At 35.7% G+C, this 14,734-nt stretch carries 12 protein-coding genes; 5 read left to right on the forward strand and 7 right to left on the reverse strand.

Annotated elements, in window-relative coordinates; genetic code table 11:
- Positions 1–148 precede the first annotated feature (148 nt).
- The 5 genes from AC1DEF_RS10455 to AC1DEF_RS10475 all read right to left on the reverse strand — a co-directional run bounded on the left by AC1DEF_RS10455 (position 149) and on the right by AC1DEF_RS10475 (position 6,270).
- Positions 149–346, reverse strand: a complete 198-nt coding sequence (locus AC1DEF_RS10455) for an IDEAL domain-containing protein (RefSeq protein ID WP_013056608.1) — start codon at positions 344–346, stop codon at positions 149–151.
- 416 nt (positions 347–762) lie between these two features.
- Entirely contained in the window at positions 763–2,259 is a 1,497-nt protein-coding gene (locus AC1DEF_RS10460; RefSeq protein WP_097823669.1) for a CoA transferase, read from the reverse strand.
- Positions 2,260–2,502: 243 nt separating this feature from the next.
- Positions 2,503–2,748 (reverse strand): DUF2164 domain-containing protein, encoded by a 246-nt coding sequence (locus AC1DEF_RS10465; RefSeq protein ID WP_013082790.1) that lies wholly within the window; start codon positions 2,746–2,748, stop codon positions 2,503–2,505.
- A 117-nt stretch (positions 2,749–2,865) separates the two neighbouring features.
- Positions 2,866–4,230 (reverse strand): glycoside-pentoside-hexuronide (GPH):cation symporter, encoded by a 1,365-nt coding sequence (locus AC1DEF_RS10470; protein ID WP_097823670.1) that lies wholly within the window; start codon positions 4,228–4,230, stop codon positions 2,866–2,868.
- An 84-nt stretch (positions 4,231–4,314) separates the two neighbouring features.
- Positions 4,315–6,270: a beta-galactosidase gene (locus AC1DEF_RS10475; protein ID WP_477727362.1), complete on the reverse strand. Its 1,956-nt coding sequence runs from the start codon at positions 6,268–6,270 to the stop codon at positions 4,315–4,317.
- Between the two features lie 893 nt (positions 6,271–7,163).
- On the opposite strand from AC1DEF_RS10475, the gene AC1DEF_RS10480 reads away from it, so the two are divergent.
- From AC1DEF_RS10480 to AC1DEF_RS10490, 3 genes are all read left to right on the forward strand, one after another.
- Positions 7,164–7,358 (forward strand): twin-arginine translocase TatA/TatE family subunit, encoded by a 195-nt coding sequence (locus tag AC1DEF_RS10480; RefSeq protein ID WP_043981948.1) that lies wholly within the window; start codon positions 7,164–7,166, stop codon positions 7,356–7,358.
- A 109-nt stretch (positions 7,359–7,467) separates the two neighbouring features.
- Positions 7,468–8,559 (forward strand): AI-2E family transporter, encoded by a 1,092-nt coding sequence (locus AC1DEF_RS10485; protein ID WP_097823672.1) that lies wholly within the window; start codon positions 7,468–7,470, stop codon positions 8,557–8,559.
- 135 nt (positions 8,560–8,694) lie between these two features.
- Positions 8,695–8,832: a hypothetical protein gene (locus AC1DEF_RS10490; RefSeq protein WP_427076292.1), complete on the forward strand. Its 138-nt coding sequence runs from the start codon at positions 8,695–8,697 to the stop codon at positions 8,830–8,832.
- A 22-nt stretch (positions 8,833–8,854) separates the two neighbouring features.
- On the opposite strand, the gene AC1DEF_RS10495 is transcribed toward AC1DEF_RS10490, so the two are convergent.
- A complete protein-coding gene (locus AC1DEF_RS10495; RefSeq protein WP_097823673.1) occupies positions 8,855–9,205 on the reverse strand; it encodes a VOC family protein in 351 nt (116 codons plus the stop codon).
- A 376-nt stretch (positions 9,206–9,581) separates the two neighbouring features.
- On the opposite strand from AC1DEF_RS10495, the gene AC1DEF_RS10500 reads away from it, so the two are divergent.
- Together AC1DEF_RS10500 and AC1DEF_RS10505 are read left to right on the forward strand one after the other, a co-directional pair.
- Entirely contained in the window at positions 9,582–11,012 is a 1,431-nt protein-coding gene (locus tag AC1DEF_RS10500; RefSeq protein ID WP_013082784.1) for a hypothetical protein, read from the forward strand.
- 898 nt (positions 11,013–11,910) lie between these two features.
- Complete coding sequence (locus AC1DEF_RS10505) at positions 11,911–13,050, forward strand: hypothetical protein (protein ID WP_097823674.1); 1,140 nt, start codon at positions 11,911–11,913, stop codon at positions 13,048–13,050.
- A 607-nt stretch (positions 13,051–13,657) separates the two neighbouring features.
- Here AC1DEF_RS10505 and AC1DEF_RS10510 read toward each other — a convergent pair.
- A complete protein-coding gene (locus AC1DEF_RS10510) occupies positions 13,658–14,692 on the reverse strand; it encodes a DUF3231 family protein (protein WP_097823675.1) in 1,035 nt (344 codons plus the stop codon).
- Positions 14,693–14,734 lie beyond the last annotated feature (42 nt).

Consider the following 14,734-nt stretch of genomic DNA (forward strand, 5'->3'; position numbering starts at 1 on the left):
TAAAGTAAGAGACTTCTTGATTTTTGCTTTATCACCCATACTATACTTTTACCGCTTTCAGAAAAACAAAACATTTATCCGTTTTTTTCCATATAAAAAGCCTTTGCTCACTAGAAGCAAAGGCTGATTGTTTATGTTAGTAGGTTATTTAACAAACTTCTTTTAACTCTTCAGTTAAACGTAAAAAAGTTTCTTTATCTCTTTTTTCTAAAGACTGATCAATTTGCAGTAAAAGCTGTGCTTTTTTAAAGTCACGAAGAGATTTGTTTAGCACTAGTTGAGCTGCTGTAGCGTCTGATACTTTTACTTCTTCTTGTGTCATTTTGCGGGACGTATAGTTTTCCATTACAAGTCAACTCCTCATCCTTTTCGCTATTATATAAGAAATCATATAATTATTCAAATATTTTTTCTTATTTTTCATTTTAAATGTGCCTCTAAAAATGAGGTTTGGACATGCCCAAATCATTTTAATCCAAAGGCGAGCGAATTGAATTGATTTCCGTGCAGGGCTTCGCTTTCCGCGGGCGTCCGGTGAGCCTCCTCATCGCTTACACTCCTGCGGGGTCTCACCTGTTTCGCTTTTCCCGCAGGAGTCTTCGCCTTGCCCTCCAATCAACAGCTAGAAGCAACAGAAGATACAAAATCCACGTTCACCATCACCATGAAAAAATCCGAACGAGTTGGATCCTTTATCAAGAATCTCGATTCATCGTTCGGATTGTCCTTCAACTAAAATACTTTTGTCTCAGCCTCTTGATATCACAACCACTCTGGACGTGAAGAACCTCGAGGAACCAGAACCGTCTTATATTCCCCTGGAGTTTCCGACATTTCGATTTGTTCTGTAAGCCCTTGGTACAACCCTAAAGGTGTTGGGGCTGTAAAGAGATCCGGTGCAATGTACTCGTGCTTTTCTGATGAACCAGCTGTTTGATGAACGTACGCTTTGTCATAGATGCCCATTGATAAAATCCATAAAGATACGCGATCCAATGATACACGCACGCGGTAGCTGCCTCCTTCTTTTGCTCTTCTTTCCAGTGCCATTAAAGCACCGACTTCAAGCAGCCAAGAAACCGCATAATCATTGACAACTACAATAGGAGGCAGCTTAGGATTTTCTGGCGATCCTTCTAACGCCATGACTCCCGTTACGCTTCCCGCTGTTTGGTCAAATCCATTTCTTTTTGCCCACTCTCCTTGCGTTCCATGCAGGTTAACGGTGCAGTGGACGATTCCTGGTTTTAATTTTGCACACTCTTCAGCGGTTAGACCGTATCTCTCTAGGAATCCGTATCGACGGTTCGCAAAAAAGATATCTGCTCCTTGTAGAAGTTCAACCATTTTTTCTTTTCCTTCTTTTTCACCAATATCCAGCGTTGAAGAGCGCATACCGACATTAGACGTAGCGTAAATCGTATCATGCTCCCAGTCCGTTGGCTTCCAAATATTTAACACGTCCGCACCGTGTAAAGCGAGTGCTCTACCAAATCCTGCTCCTGCAATAACATGACCAAGGCCTAATGCTCGAACACCATCTAGCGGCGTTTTAGGATTCTTTGAAAAAGGAATCGGCTCACTTTCTCCAATCTTTTCAATTTCAATTAAAGGAAGCTGCGCTATTTCTTCATACACGGACTCATTCATAAACTCTTCAATTGTCCGCACAACAGGCATGATAACTCCTCGCTCCGCTGCAGCTTTCTCTAATTCTTCTGCATTCCAACCGCGAATTGCTTTTGCCACTGCATCAGGGTCTTCTATACAATTTAACAACTTTAGCGTTTCATGCTTAGAGCGTGGATATGGATTCAGCGGCATCACCCATTTGTCATCTTTTGTTTGATAAAAGCGAAAGCCTAATGGGTTATATGGATCATTTGCTTTACTTGGTGCGTACCCATTAAGCTTTTCCCATTTTTTATCGTAAAAAGGTGATAATCTTCGGATCGCTTTTCGTAAATCCATATGAATATCTTGACCTTTTCCTCCGCGTATTCTCCAAATTTTTGAGACAGCTACTGATTTAGCAACTAGTGCAATGGCTGCTGCTGAGGCAAGGCGCAGCGTACTAGGAACAACCGGATCTTCTCCGTAAAACGTAATGCTTCCTCCGCTGTCTTTTGCTGATAAACCGACCGCTTGAAGCACATTTTCCAGCTCTTGATAGATATCAAAATCACTATTATCCGTTACACGATTTTCATTTGCTTTCACAATAGATTTTGTTAGCTGATCTTTCGTAATGTTGCTCACGTATAGTCCCTTCTTTCCTCTTATAATTACCTCATTATGTCCCTGCTTGCTGAAGTTATGCCCTCATCGAGTTAAATCAAAACACCTCAAATATAACCTTTACGTTAACGTTAATAATATCTTGAAACGAATGTATCATATATCACTTGGGCGAACAAATAATTTGTTTCATAGACAAACAAAAGCGCTTTATGTTTTTGTACATAAAACGCTTTTGTTCTACTTCATATTTTCTTTTTTGACCTACTTTTCGATTGGTTTTTTTAATGCATGTAAATTTTCTTCTGCAGAAAGCATGACTTGGTTCATAATATCTTCTGCATCTTTAATTGCTTGGTTATAAAAGTGAGGACCGATATGTTCTTTAATAAACTCTAATACATTTTCTGCAGCAAATTCACTGATTTCTTCATCTCGTTCGTTATAAAAAAACGTTTGAATTTCATTCAGCATTTTATCTTTATCTTCTTTTGAAAAATTAATAAACATAAACAAAACTCCTCTTTACATTGATATCTGTCTACCTGACATGATAGCAAGAGGAGCTGAGAAAATGCAGTCTTTTTTTCTTGTTGTTTTTGTGTACAATATTTATGCTAAATTTAATTAGCTAGACACCTTCATAGCCGGTTTTTCTTTTATGCGGCTCGAACGTTTTTTCATATCCTGTAAAATTTCTAGATATCTCTTTTCCGTCAACTCATATTTTGCGAGTGGAACAAGTGACAACAAGCAAAGGATGCCTGGAATGATCGTAAAGATTAAAGCAATCCAAATGAGTGTGCTGTGTGACTGAATTTGATTTGGCACATAGCCCACCGCTGAAAGGATGTACCCGCCTACTGCTCCACCCACTGCTGAAGCAACCTTTGTTTTGAAAATATTCGTAGAAAACACCATTCCTTCCGCTCGGTTCCCCGTTTTCCACTCGCCGTATTCTACACAGTCAGCGAGCATAGATGTTTGAGCAATGTTGCTAACTCCACCGCCGAAAGAAGCTAAAAAGCTTAAAATCATTACCGGCATAACGTGAAAACCGGTTACAAACATTGTAAGAGTGGCTACAGCATTTAGCACAATTCCCCCTATTGCTGCACGTTTCTTTCCAAATTTATTTGAAATGAAAGGAGACGCGATCGCTCCTACAATTTGTGCTGTAAAAAATAAGGTTAAATAAAGAGACGCGATATTCTCTGCATTTAAATTGTATTTAAAATAGTAAATAGAAAACGTAGTTCGAATTGTTAAAATCGTTTCAACTAAAAGCATCGAGAAAATTAGATAACGCAACGGTTTATTTTGAATAAATAAGTTCCAAACTGCTTTTGGCGTCTGCTTTTCCTGTCTTTTTACGGTATAGTTTTCTTTTACTCCTGAAAATGTAATAATCATTGTAATCATTAAGATACACGCATAAATAAGACTAAGCATAAACCAGTTTCCAAAATAATGAGCTAGTGGAAGAGTTAATAAACTAGCAAATAAAGACCCTACTGCTGCAATGGTTCTAGGAAAAGCTACTACTTTATTTCGTTCTTTTACATCTTGTGTAATCGTTGCTGAAAGCGACCAATAGGGAATATCCATGATGGCAAAACTTGTTCCCCACGCAATATAGGTGATATAAGCGTAAATTAATTTTCCTGTATGAGAAAGATCAGGACTAATAAAACACGCGACTGTAGCAACGGCTGCAAAAAATCCCCCTATTAAAAGATAAGGCCTAAACTTACCAAATCTCGTTTCTGTGTTATCAACAATCATTCCGATAATAATGTCTGCAATCCCATCCCATATCCTCGCAATAAGAAATAAAGTTCCTACAGCTGCGGCATTTAATCCTACGCTGTCCGTATAAAAAATCATTAAATATGTACTTGTTAATGCATAAATAATATTGTTTCCAAAACTCCCCATTCCGTATGATAATACGGTTTTTAGAGAAACTTTTGACTGTACCCCCATGCTCATATAACTTAACTCCCTTCTCCTATAAAACGCTTTCATATCATTGGTGACTAGAATCTCATTACTATATGAGATTCTAGTCTTCTATTACGGCTGCATATTTTCCACAACTCGACTTTCGTAAGGCTGCAGAACAATATCTTTAAATACTTTTACTTCTGGCGTATGGTTCATAAGGAAGTAATAACTTTTCTCTCCAAGCTTGCGAGGATATACTTCAATCCCCTCTTCACTTTCCGTATGCTCAATATGCTGCTGTTTTACAATATCAAGCGCAATTTTTTCAAACGTTTGCCCTTCAATTCCACAGCCTACATAATAAACCGTTCCGCGACCAAACTGATTTTTTGTTACAGCGGCTTGACTATAAAATGGATCATCATACTCATACAGCACTTCAGCTGTTACAGGTGTGACAATGTCTCTCCACACGGACGCACTTGACTGCTCTCCTTCATACGGTCCTACCCCTTTAATAGCTGCTTTTTGAGTAGAAGACAGTGCTTCCACTTCCTGAATTTCAATTCCCGTTATTTCTTTTACATATCCGGGCAGCGTCTGTTTAAAGTGAATATTATTTTGTTTGTCTTTAATGCCGGTTCTAAACGTAAAAATGATGACGCCGCCGTTTTCAGTAAATTCAGTAAATCTTTTACCTAGTTCTTCATCAATGATCTGCAAAGCCGGAACAACCAGTACTTTATAGCTTGAAAAATCTCTCGAAGCAGGAATAACATCAATAGGTGTATTCAACTTATAAAACGGTGTATATCCTCGAAGCAGCTCTTGCGTAAAGTCAAATCCTTCACTTTGCTGCTGAAAGCGCCATGACCATATATTTTCATAGTCATATAAAACGGCAATATCCGATTTAATATCAGACTTCAGTACATGTTCGTAATGAACGATTTCACTAAATAACGACTGAACTTCTTTGTAGCGTCTTCCATAATGATTATCGTGACCTACAACTCCATAGCAGTACTGCTCGGCTCCTCTTGTCATTCCGCGCCAACGGAAATACAGCATATTCGTACATCCATGAGCAAACGCCTGATAAGACCACATTTTTGCTTGGTTAGGTCGCGGAAGATAACCGATGATATCATGACCTTGGGCGCCCATTAATTCCTCTACAATCCAGAAGTTTTTATGTAGCAAACCTCTATTAAAATCATGCCCTAGTGCAATATGAGCCGGGGTAATGGGCTCTGTTTGACCGCCCCATACCGGATAATTGTCATAAGATACAAAGTCCATTACTTCTAGATTTTCTTCATGATCAAACCATTTATCAAAAAAGCCCCCTGATACGTTCGTTGTCAACAGCTGGTGATCACCTTTATATTTCTTCACAATCGCCGTTTGTTCGTGAGCGTATCTGTTTAACGAAAAAGAACGAAAGCGCGCCCAGTCAAGCTTTAGCGAAGGGCTGTGTGTCGTAATTGTTTTTACGGGCATAGGCACTTCAGTAAACTCGTTATATGTTTGTCCCCAGAAAATAGTGCCATACTTTTCATTTAGCTCATTGATATCTTTATATTTTCTTTCCAAAAACTGCTGAAACTCTTTATGACATTGTTCGCAGTAACACATGTCACTGCCTTCATGGCCAAATTCATTGTCAACTTGCCATGCTACGATTGCTTCTTCTGAGCAGTAGTGCTTTACGAGTTGTTCTGTAATCTGAGCGCTATACTTCCGATAAAGAGGCGAATTAAAACAATATTGACGTCTTCCTCCAAAGGCTCTGACCGCCCCGTTTTCATCTTTCGATAAAATAGAAGGATGCTGCTTCGCAAGCCAAGCCGGAAAAGTGGCAGTAGGCGTACCAAACATAACATCAATATTCTGTTTTTTAAGCTTATTGATAACGCTATCAAAAAAGGAAAAGTCATATTCACCTTCTTTAGGCTCCATTAGATGCCAAGCAAACTCTCCTATTCTTACCATGTTTGATCCTAGCTCTTTAATGTCTTGGATATCTTCTTCTATCATATTCTCTGGCCAATGTTCAGGGTAATAATCGACACCGATGTACATTTTTCTCTACTCCTATCTATTTCTTTATTTCATTAAATGAACGATTTGCTGCTACTTGTTAAGCTCTACTCGGAAACGGTGATCAAAAGCAAAAAAATCATATTTATTTTCTTCATAAATAAATTTCTATTCAACTTTCAAGATACATACTTCCTAATCTTTTAAAACGCTTACAAGTTTATTTTATGAACTTTATTCAAAATATTCAATGGTAAAAATTTAGAGAAAAACATCCTTTTTTTGCTCTTTATTAAAATAAAGAATAAAACGCTTACAAAGACAAATGTTTTTATAATTCTTATATATATCTTCCCTCACACTTTCCACATCCACATTTAGGTAATAAATTGCTTGGAAAACAAGCGTCAAAAGTTATTTCTTTCATCCATGTTATCTATCAATTAGTAAGAATCATTTGACCTATCTATAAAATAGTAAAAATTACAGAGCAGGTTTTTACCATTATTAACACATTAAACCTACGTTCACCATCCCAACAAAAAAAGACCGCACAATTAATCAATAATCTCGATTAATTGTGCGGATACTTCTTGGGCTAAAATATTTTTGTTCCGCCTTTTACTTGCAGCTGATTATAAACACACCTTTTACCGGTTTGTGTTCATGCAGCTTCCATTTATACAAAGCTCTTCACACTTACATAGGGCTTATACAAGGGTAATAAGGCGAACGGCTGTCTTTAATGCTATAATAACTTTCGTATGCAAAATATCACTACTAGCATTTAAATCATACATAGCCGCTGCACCTTATTTTCGTATCATTTAAAATAAAGGAATTTTAAAGAGAAAAGTGAATAGTATAAACATACACTTTATTTATTATCTCTTTTTAATTTTCATATATTCATTGCTTTTAAAGGAGAGGATATCATGCCAGGAGCAACAAGCATGGTCGTAATCGGAATTACTGCCTTAATTGTATTTGGACCGAGTAAATTGCCGGACATAGGACGAGCATTTGGACATTCCCTGCGAGAATTTAAAAATGCAGCGGAAGGAATTATACAGGATGACGACAAAAAAACTCCAGAGGATACCACTGAAAATAAAGAGGAAAAATCCTAATTTTTATGTAAATAAAAGTTATACAGACTAAAAAGCCCACTTTTCACGTGCAGTGGGTTTCTTTTTTGATGTATGATAGTAAAAAATAGTAAAGAAAGAGGGTAACTTTTTGTTTAAATCGAAACTGCATTTTTGGACATTAGAACTATTAATGATTGCTTTACTGATTTACATTTGTAAACATATTTCGTTTGTTTTTCTACCAATCGGTGTGTTTATCTCCACTTTGTTTTTCCCTATTCTCGTAGCTGGTTTTCTTTTCTTTTTATTCGAACCAATTGTGTCATTTCTCACAAGAAAAAAAGTGCCAAAAACACTGGCCATCTTATTATTATACGTTGTTTTTATCGGCGTAATTGCTTCTATTATAGGCGGTGTGGGACCTACTTTATCTAAACAATTAACTGATTTGGCTAAAAATATTCCGTCTTATATTGTAGAAACGAGAGAGTACATAAATGATTTATCTAACTCAAGATGGTTTAACTGGCTCGTTGAACAAAAATATGTGTCCCTCGATCATATTGAAGAGTCACTTTTAAACTACGCGTCTACTTTACCTACGAATCTCACAAACAGTATTTCATCTGTTTTAAGCGTCGTAACAAATATTACACTTACGGTTGTAACCGTTCCTTTCATTCTTTTTTATATGCTTAAAGACAGCCATAAACTTCGTAAAAATACGCTGCGTATAGTTCCTGCTTCTTACCGAAAAGAAACGTTACGTACAATGAAAGAAACAACAAATACGCTAGCTACTTATATTCAAGGCCAAATGCTCGTTTGTTTATTTGTCGGTATTAGTACATTCATTGGTTACCTCATCATCGGGTTACCCTATGCATTGATACTCGCACTAATAGGAGCCCTTACTAATATTATCCCGTACGTCGGCCCTTTTATTGGCGTAGCACCTGCTTTAATCGTAGGTTTATTATACTCTCCTACAAAAGCGATATTAGTAATTATCGTCGTCGTAATCGTTCAACAGCTAGATGGGAACATTATTTCTCCGCTGGTAATTGGAAAGAAATTAAACACTCATCCTTTAACAATTATTATTTTATTGCTTGTTGCTGGTAATATTGCAGGAATACTCGGAATGATCTTAGCGATTCCGGCTTATGCTGTAACAAAAACAATTGTGATAAATATTGTAAGAATGATTCAATTCAGAAACAAATCTGTCAAATTATAAAATGCCGAGGCAATCCAATAGAAGCTGATAAAAAAGCATTTTAGTTGAAGTTAAATCCGAACTATTAATCTGATTAATAGTTCGGATTTTTTGTTGTCATATTGAACATAGGGTTTGTGCAGCTGCTTCTAGCTGTTGATTGGAGGGCAAGGTGAAGACTTCTGCGTGAAAAGCGGAAGTCTTCAACGGAACTCAACAGCGGTGTCACAAGCGGTTCAGCTCCTCTATCTCATTTGTTCGTCTTTAGATTGGGGTAATTTCTTTATGTCCTAATGTCTTTTATCTTCCCATGGGTTCAGCACTGACACACCATCAGGTGATTTCCATCCGGATCTTTAAATGTAAACCAATGATTGTGTTGAATTCCTGTCGTTAGCTCTACTTTTTTCTGCTTCATATATTCATAAGCTTCTTTGATATCATTTGTATTCAAATGAAAAGCTGGCGTTTTCAAAAGCGTATTTTTTGAATAAGTTTTGCTATCTAATACAATCCCTGTTCCATTCATAGGTATCACATATAAATGATCATATAAAATGTCTCCATCTGCTATCAAACCTAGTATGTCACAATACCAATCTCGTGCTTTTTTTATGTCCTTTACAGGAATAAAAACCGTGCCTACTTCATTTAATATAGGGTTCATTTATGACCTCCGGTATGGGTTTAGTAGTTTTACAACGTATTCTCTTTTAATCGCTGATATCCTTTTATTTTGAGATACTTTCTATCAGTCCATTAAACTCGGTGGCAGAATTAGCGGTCTTGCAGACACGGTTATCCTCCATACATAAGCTACACGGCAAATATATATGCTACATGACCAAATGTAGATTACTAAAAAAGAAAATAAGAAAATCTCCCCCTTCCTCTGCTTTGCACGTGTATAATGAAAAATAGACTATAGATAGTAGCCTTTTTTTGTTTGTAGCATCGAACTTTCGTGCATTACAATAGATTTAAAGCCACTATCCAGCTAAGAATTAAAATGAATAACTTAAGGTTAAGGAGGTTAGATGTGTATGGATTATTCATCTTTACTCATACGCGAAGTCATTGATAGAGTATCTAAATTACGCCTCTTATCTGTTTATAATGAAAGTATAAAAGGTGATTTAGAAAGCACCATCCTCCCTCTTTATCAGCAGCACTTTGAAAATAAAGATGTAAACGAAGCGTTGAGGATTTTAAAAAAAGACTTTCTCAATCGTACGAAACGCAGATGGTTAGATGCTGCTATACGCGACTATGAGCAAAAAAAGCCTAAGAAGAATAAAGAGCTGATTGGCGAATACAAAGCGCTAACAGCTTATTATAAAACGAATGGAAAAGAACTCTTTTGCAAACAGTTTGAAAACGTATCATCTCCGGAAGAAGTCATTGATAAACGAATTGGTATCCTACGTGAATGGAGTCAAGAAGATAGCTTCTTCTTAACGGATTATCCTTATATTCATCAAAAAACCAAGACCCAGCGAGAAAAAGCAATCCATACGGATATATCTATTATTATTGGGCTTACTATACTGGACCCAAGCTTCCAAAACGGAAATCATAGTATTATTGAGAGCCCTTTTTCAACTGTAGAGAATCCTTTTTTCTCTAACTCAAGAGCAAAGCTTCTCGTCGAGCAACCCCTATTAGAGAAAGAAGGAAAAGAATATTTCTTAAGTACTTATAACTCTGAAGACGGGACAGATTACGAATTGTTAATAGAAAAAGAATACGCTGAAGAAAATGGAAATAAAATTAGTGATTTAGATCGGTTTGATTATAAAGTGTTTTTAGAGATCATGAGCCAGCGCGACGAATTGTTCGCTACACAAAAAATTATTAACGTAAAAATTGGTGATCTTGTGAAAGCACTCTATAAAACAGACAGTAAGCGCAACTATCAGATGATAGAAGAAAGAATTACAAAAATGAAGCACTACAGCATGACAAAAGTACAGCATAATAAGAAAATTGCCTACGGTATTTTTGACTTTGTGGATATTACTACGATGCCAAACGGAACGCGAATTGCTGAAATTCACGTCAATGAAGTGATATATAGAGACTATATTCAACGCCAAACGGTGCGTATTTATAAAAACAAAGTAGAAAAATTAAGTTTAGACGCCGCTTATCATTTGCTATTCGTTATGCAAAAAGAGCGTCTCATTTGCTATGAAACAAAATCTTCATACAATGTCACAAGAGATTATTTATATTTTTCGACAAGAGTCCGCTTTCGAAAAAGACGAAAAAAAGAAAACCTTGTCGAAATAGAAACAGCCTTAGATGAGCTAGTCGAACAAAAACTAGCTGTCCAATCCTATAAAAGAGTGGGCCAAGTGTTTCAGATTACCTTTATTCCTGTGGGAGAAAGTGAAGTAAAAGACTTACTAGCTGGCGATTACGAATATGCTCCCCTTTCTATTTATCAAAACGTAACAAGTTCTATAGGCTAAAAAAGAATGCCCTTATAATCTTTATAAGGGCATTCTTTTTATCTATGTACTATTAATCACTGCATTTTTTGCTCCACATTTCCGTGCAAAAGTGTTTTTTTGCTCCAATTCTCCATGTAAACATATTGTTTCCCCTGCTAATATAGCTATTAAACTTCACCTTTCTTATCTTTTTGTGAACTTTTTATGTCTAAAAAAGTATTTATAATTGTTTTTTGCTCCAGATTTCCGTACAAAAGTGTCGTTTTTCTTTCTATACTGCATTTACTATAAGTTTGGCTCCAATCTTCCGTGCAAATATGCCACTTTTACATAAATTTTCTTGTGATAGCGACTTTCCCTCTTCGTTTCCTTCAATTTTTGCTCCACATCTCCGTGCAAAAGTGTTTTTTGCTCCAGATTTCCGTGCAAACATGCCACTTTCTTAAAAAAACACTATTTTTGCTGCAAATGTTTGTTTTTCCACTTTGAAAATGTGAACTTTTTGTGTCTCAAAAAGGGCATTTTTCTTTTTTTTGTTCCTATTTTCCGTGCAAATGTGTCACTTCCTTGCCTGAATCTTTACTTTTATCATTTTTGCTCCTATTCTCCGTGCAAATATGTCATTTTTACATCAAATTTTTTTTGAATTTGTCGCATTTTGTGTATTTCATCCGTCATAATACGACATTTAGCTTAAGAATGCTGTTTTATCAACGTTTATGAAATATAACGCTATTTTTGCTCCACATCTCCGTGCAAATATGTCACCTTTTAAATAGATGTCTCGTCCCTTGCTATCACTAGTCTTTTAAAAAAATGCACCATTTCCCCGTGCAAATATGTCATTTTACAGCCTATATGACTGTGTCTATACTGTAAAAGACGACGTATATAGTTTTGGAAAGGAGGTCACTACATGAGTATACAAAAGCTGGCACTAAAACGGCACACCCTTGTAGCAAATAAACTGCTGATTGTCATGAGCGGCTTAAATAGAAACACGAAACGAGGCAATAGCTATTACTATGAAAAACATTCATTTGGTCTTGCGAAAAACTTTGTAGATATAAAGTGGACGGGTTCTCTGATGAAGCAAATTTTAGCTTACGTAGCCAAATGTAACAGCCAGGGTCATATTTCAATTATTTCTGAGCAAGAACTGGCTAATACAATCCAATGTTCCGTTCGGACCGTTCAAAATAATAATAAGCTTTTAGAAGACTATGACATCATTCGCTGGGATCGTTTATGGGGAGACTATATTCAAGTTTCTTTAAACAACTATTTAGAGGATTTTTTAGATTTACATATAAAAGAAGCTGCTGATGTTCAAAACATATCATATAATCCTGAAATGCTTGATGAAGATAACAATACATATACTTCAAAAGGTGGTTATACTTCTGTTTCGATGGAAGTGATTTATCAATTGCTGGCTATTAAAAATATCAACATGCTGCGTCTGGCTTTACGTGCGTTGTACGTATACGAATCTGATGTAAACGTAAAGAAAGATTCAGAAGCGCTTCTATCTTACACTGAGGTAAAACACATTCTTCCAAAATACATTGGCTATAAAGCTGCTATTAAAGAAATGGCTAGTAAATTGAGTACAATTTTCCGTATCGATGTGCTAGAAAAAGATGATTGTGTCAAAACATTATTAGAAGAAAAGCAGCCAAGAAAATCAATTATTGAAAAAATCAAGGATGGTTTTATTTTAAGCTTTAATTTAACTGGTGCTCATGATAGTAAAAAACAAAAAGAAATCGAAAAAATTCGTGGAGAGCATACATTTGCTCAGTTTAAGAATTTCTTTAAATCTTTTGGCCATTATTCAATTAAAAAAGAAGATATTCATTCCATTGTACATGAGTTTGGTTTAGATATAATCGAAAAATCATTAACGTCCGTTCAGCGTCACTTACAACAAACTTACATAGAAGAAAGTATGGATGCATTTCGACCTCTTGTGCATGAAATGGAGTCAAACTTCTTTACGTATATCCGCAAAATTGCCAACGGGTATTATCAGGCAAAAATTAACGCTCTATAATACTCTTTTTTGTTATGCCTTTTTTTACTCATTTCTACTCTATTTTCCTTCCATTCTTTCTTTCTCTTTAACTTACTCAAACATACACGTCTGTGAGCTACGATAAATCCCTTTAAATGATAATGATTTTCATTTTCGTGAAAAAAATCAACTAAATGAACAAAAAACACAATAAATAAACGTTATTTTCCGAACTACTGCGTAGAAAATATGGCCGTTATAAAAAAATCCTATATTTTTTCGTGAAAATTCTTGTAGTAAACTGCAGTTTTTTTGATTGCTTTATTCCCTTTAACCTCAGTCAGCAGAAGGCTTTTACCCATATAAGTTTTAGCAATGTTTATAATTTCTTTAATTTCTTTTTAATGTCTTATAAATGTCTAGTAATTTCTATAAAATAATGAGCAGCAAATAAATAATATTTTTTATACATGGAGACATTAAGCTCCTATACAAATTGTAATCATAAGTTGGGTTAGTTTAATGACTATCAAATATAAAGGCAGGATTAACAGCTTTTTCTCTCTTCAAATAAAAAAACACACAAAATCTGACATCTATTTTGTGTGTTTTTTATTCATTAGAGCTATAAAGGCAAATTATTTAATTAGTTGGAGTTTAAATGATTTCTATCTACCGCTTCCGGTGGTGTTTCCATCCATCCATTTTCCATCATAATATCCGCTGCATCTTTTACAAACTTCGAGATATTTGTCATTGATTTTCCATATAACAGCGCCAAATCATGTCTTCCATTGACGGCTACTGAATTTCCAAAAGCCCTCATTTTCATCGAGAACATATCCATTTTATGGAACAGCATCAATTTATCCGAAAACGGTGAAAAAGTCGAAGTAGTAATTAAATGATCAAGAAAGGATGGCGCTGGTAAATTATCTCGATGAAGCTTTTCAATATAGCGTTCTACCGCTTTATTTGTCAGATCTTCACCTTTTACAAATAACGTACGGATTTTTTCACTTTTAACAACTTGACTAAATGCCAAAATTAAGGCTTTGCTTGTCACATTATTTTCGATGTTATCATACAGATGAGCAATTTCTAATGCATGCAAAGGTCGAACATCTCCTATAAAACCGCTTAAATAATGAGTATTAGCGATGTTCACTTTTTCTGGTGCAGGAATAAGTGGCGGCTTAATAATAAATCCTTTATCCATTAAGATTGCCTTTATTTGCTCCATCAGTTCCATTGTTGCTTTCATACAATACGTTAAAAATGTCTTTACATCTTCTCTATACATTAGAGGCAGTGCGATACTGTAAATGCTTAATCCAGCTTTAGCAGCATATTTTAAATAATGCACGTAAAATTCATCTTCAAACAGCTTTGGAGCGCCTAGGTTCACATCTTCTTGCGTAAATCCGTATGGAATTGGCACATTCTCTTTTGTAAAAATGTCTTTTACGTTACTTTGAAATTCTTCCGTTAAACCTTTTGCATGCTGTAACAGCTTTTTTATATCTGGATCTTCAACGTGTTCAAGAAAATAACTTAAAATATACGAAGACATGCTGTTGCCCATATAGGTTGCCCAAAGTTTGCCCATTTCGGGGGCTGTTAATTTCTCTTGCACGCTTGTTTTTTTTGAACCTATTTTAATTGGTTTGATTGTTTCCATCTATAATCTCCTAATTCGATTTGTTCTTAGGTTGGTCTTTTC

This window comes from Priestia sp. 10L35 (assembly GCF_056395685.1).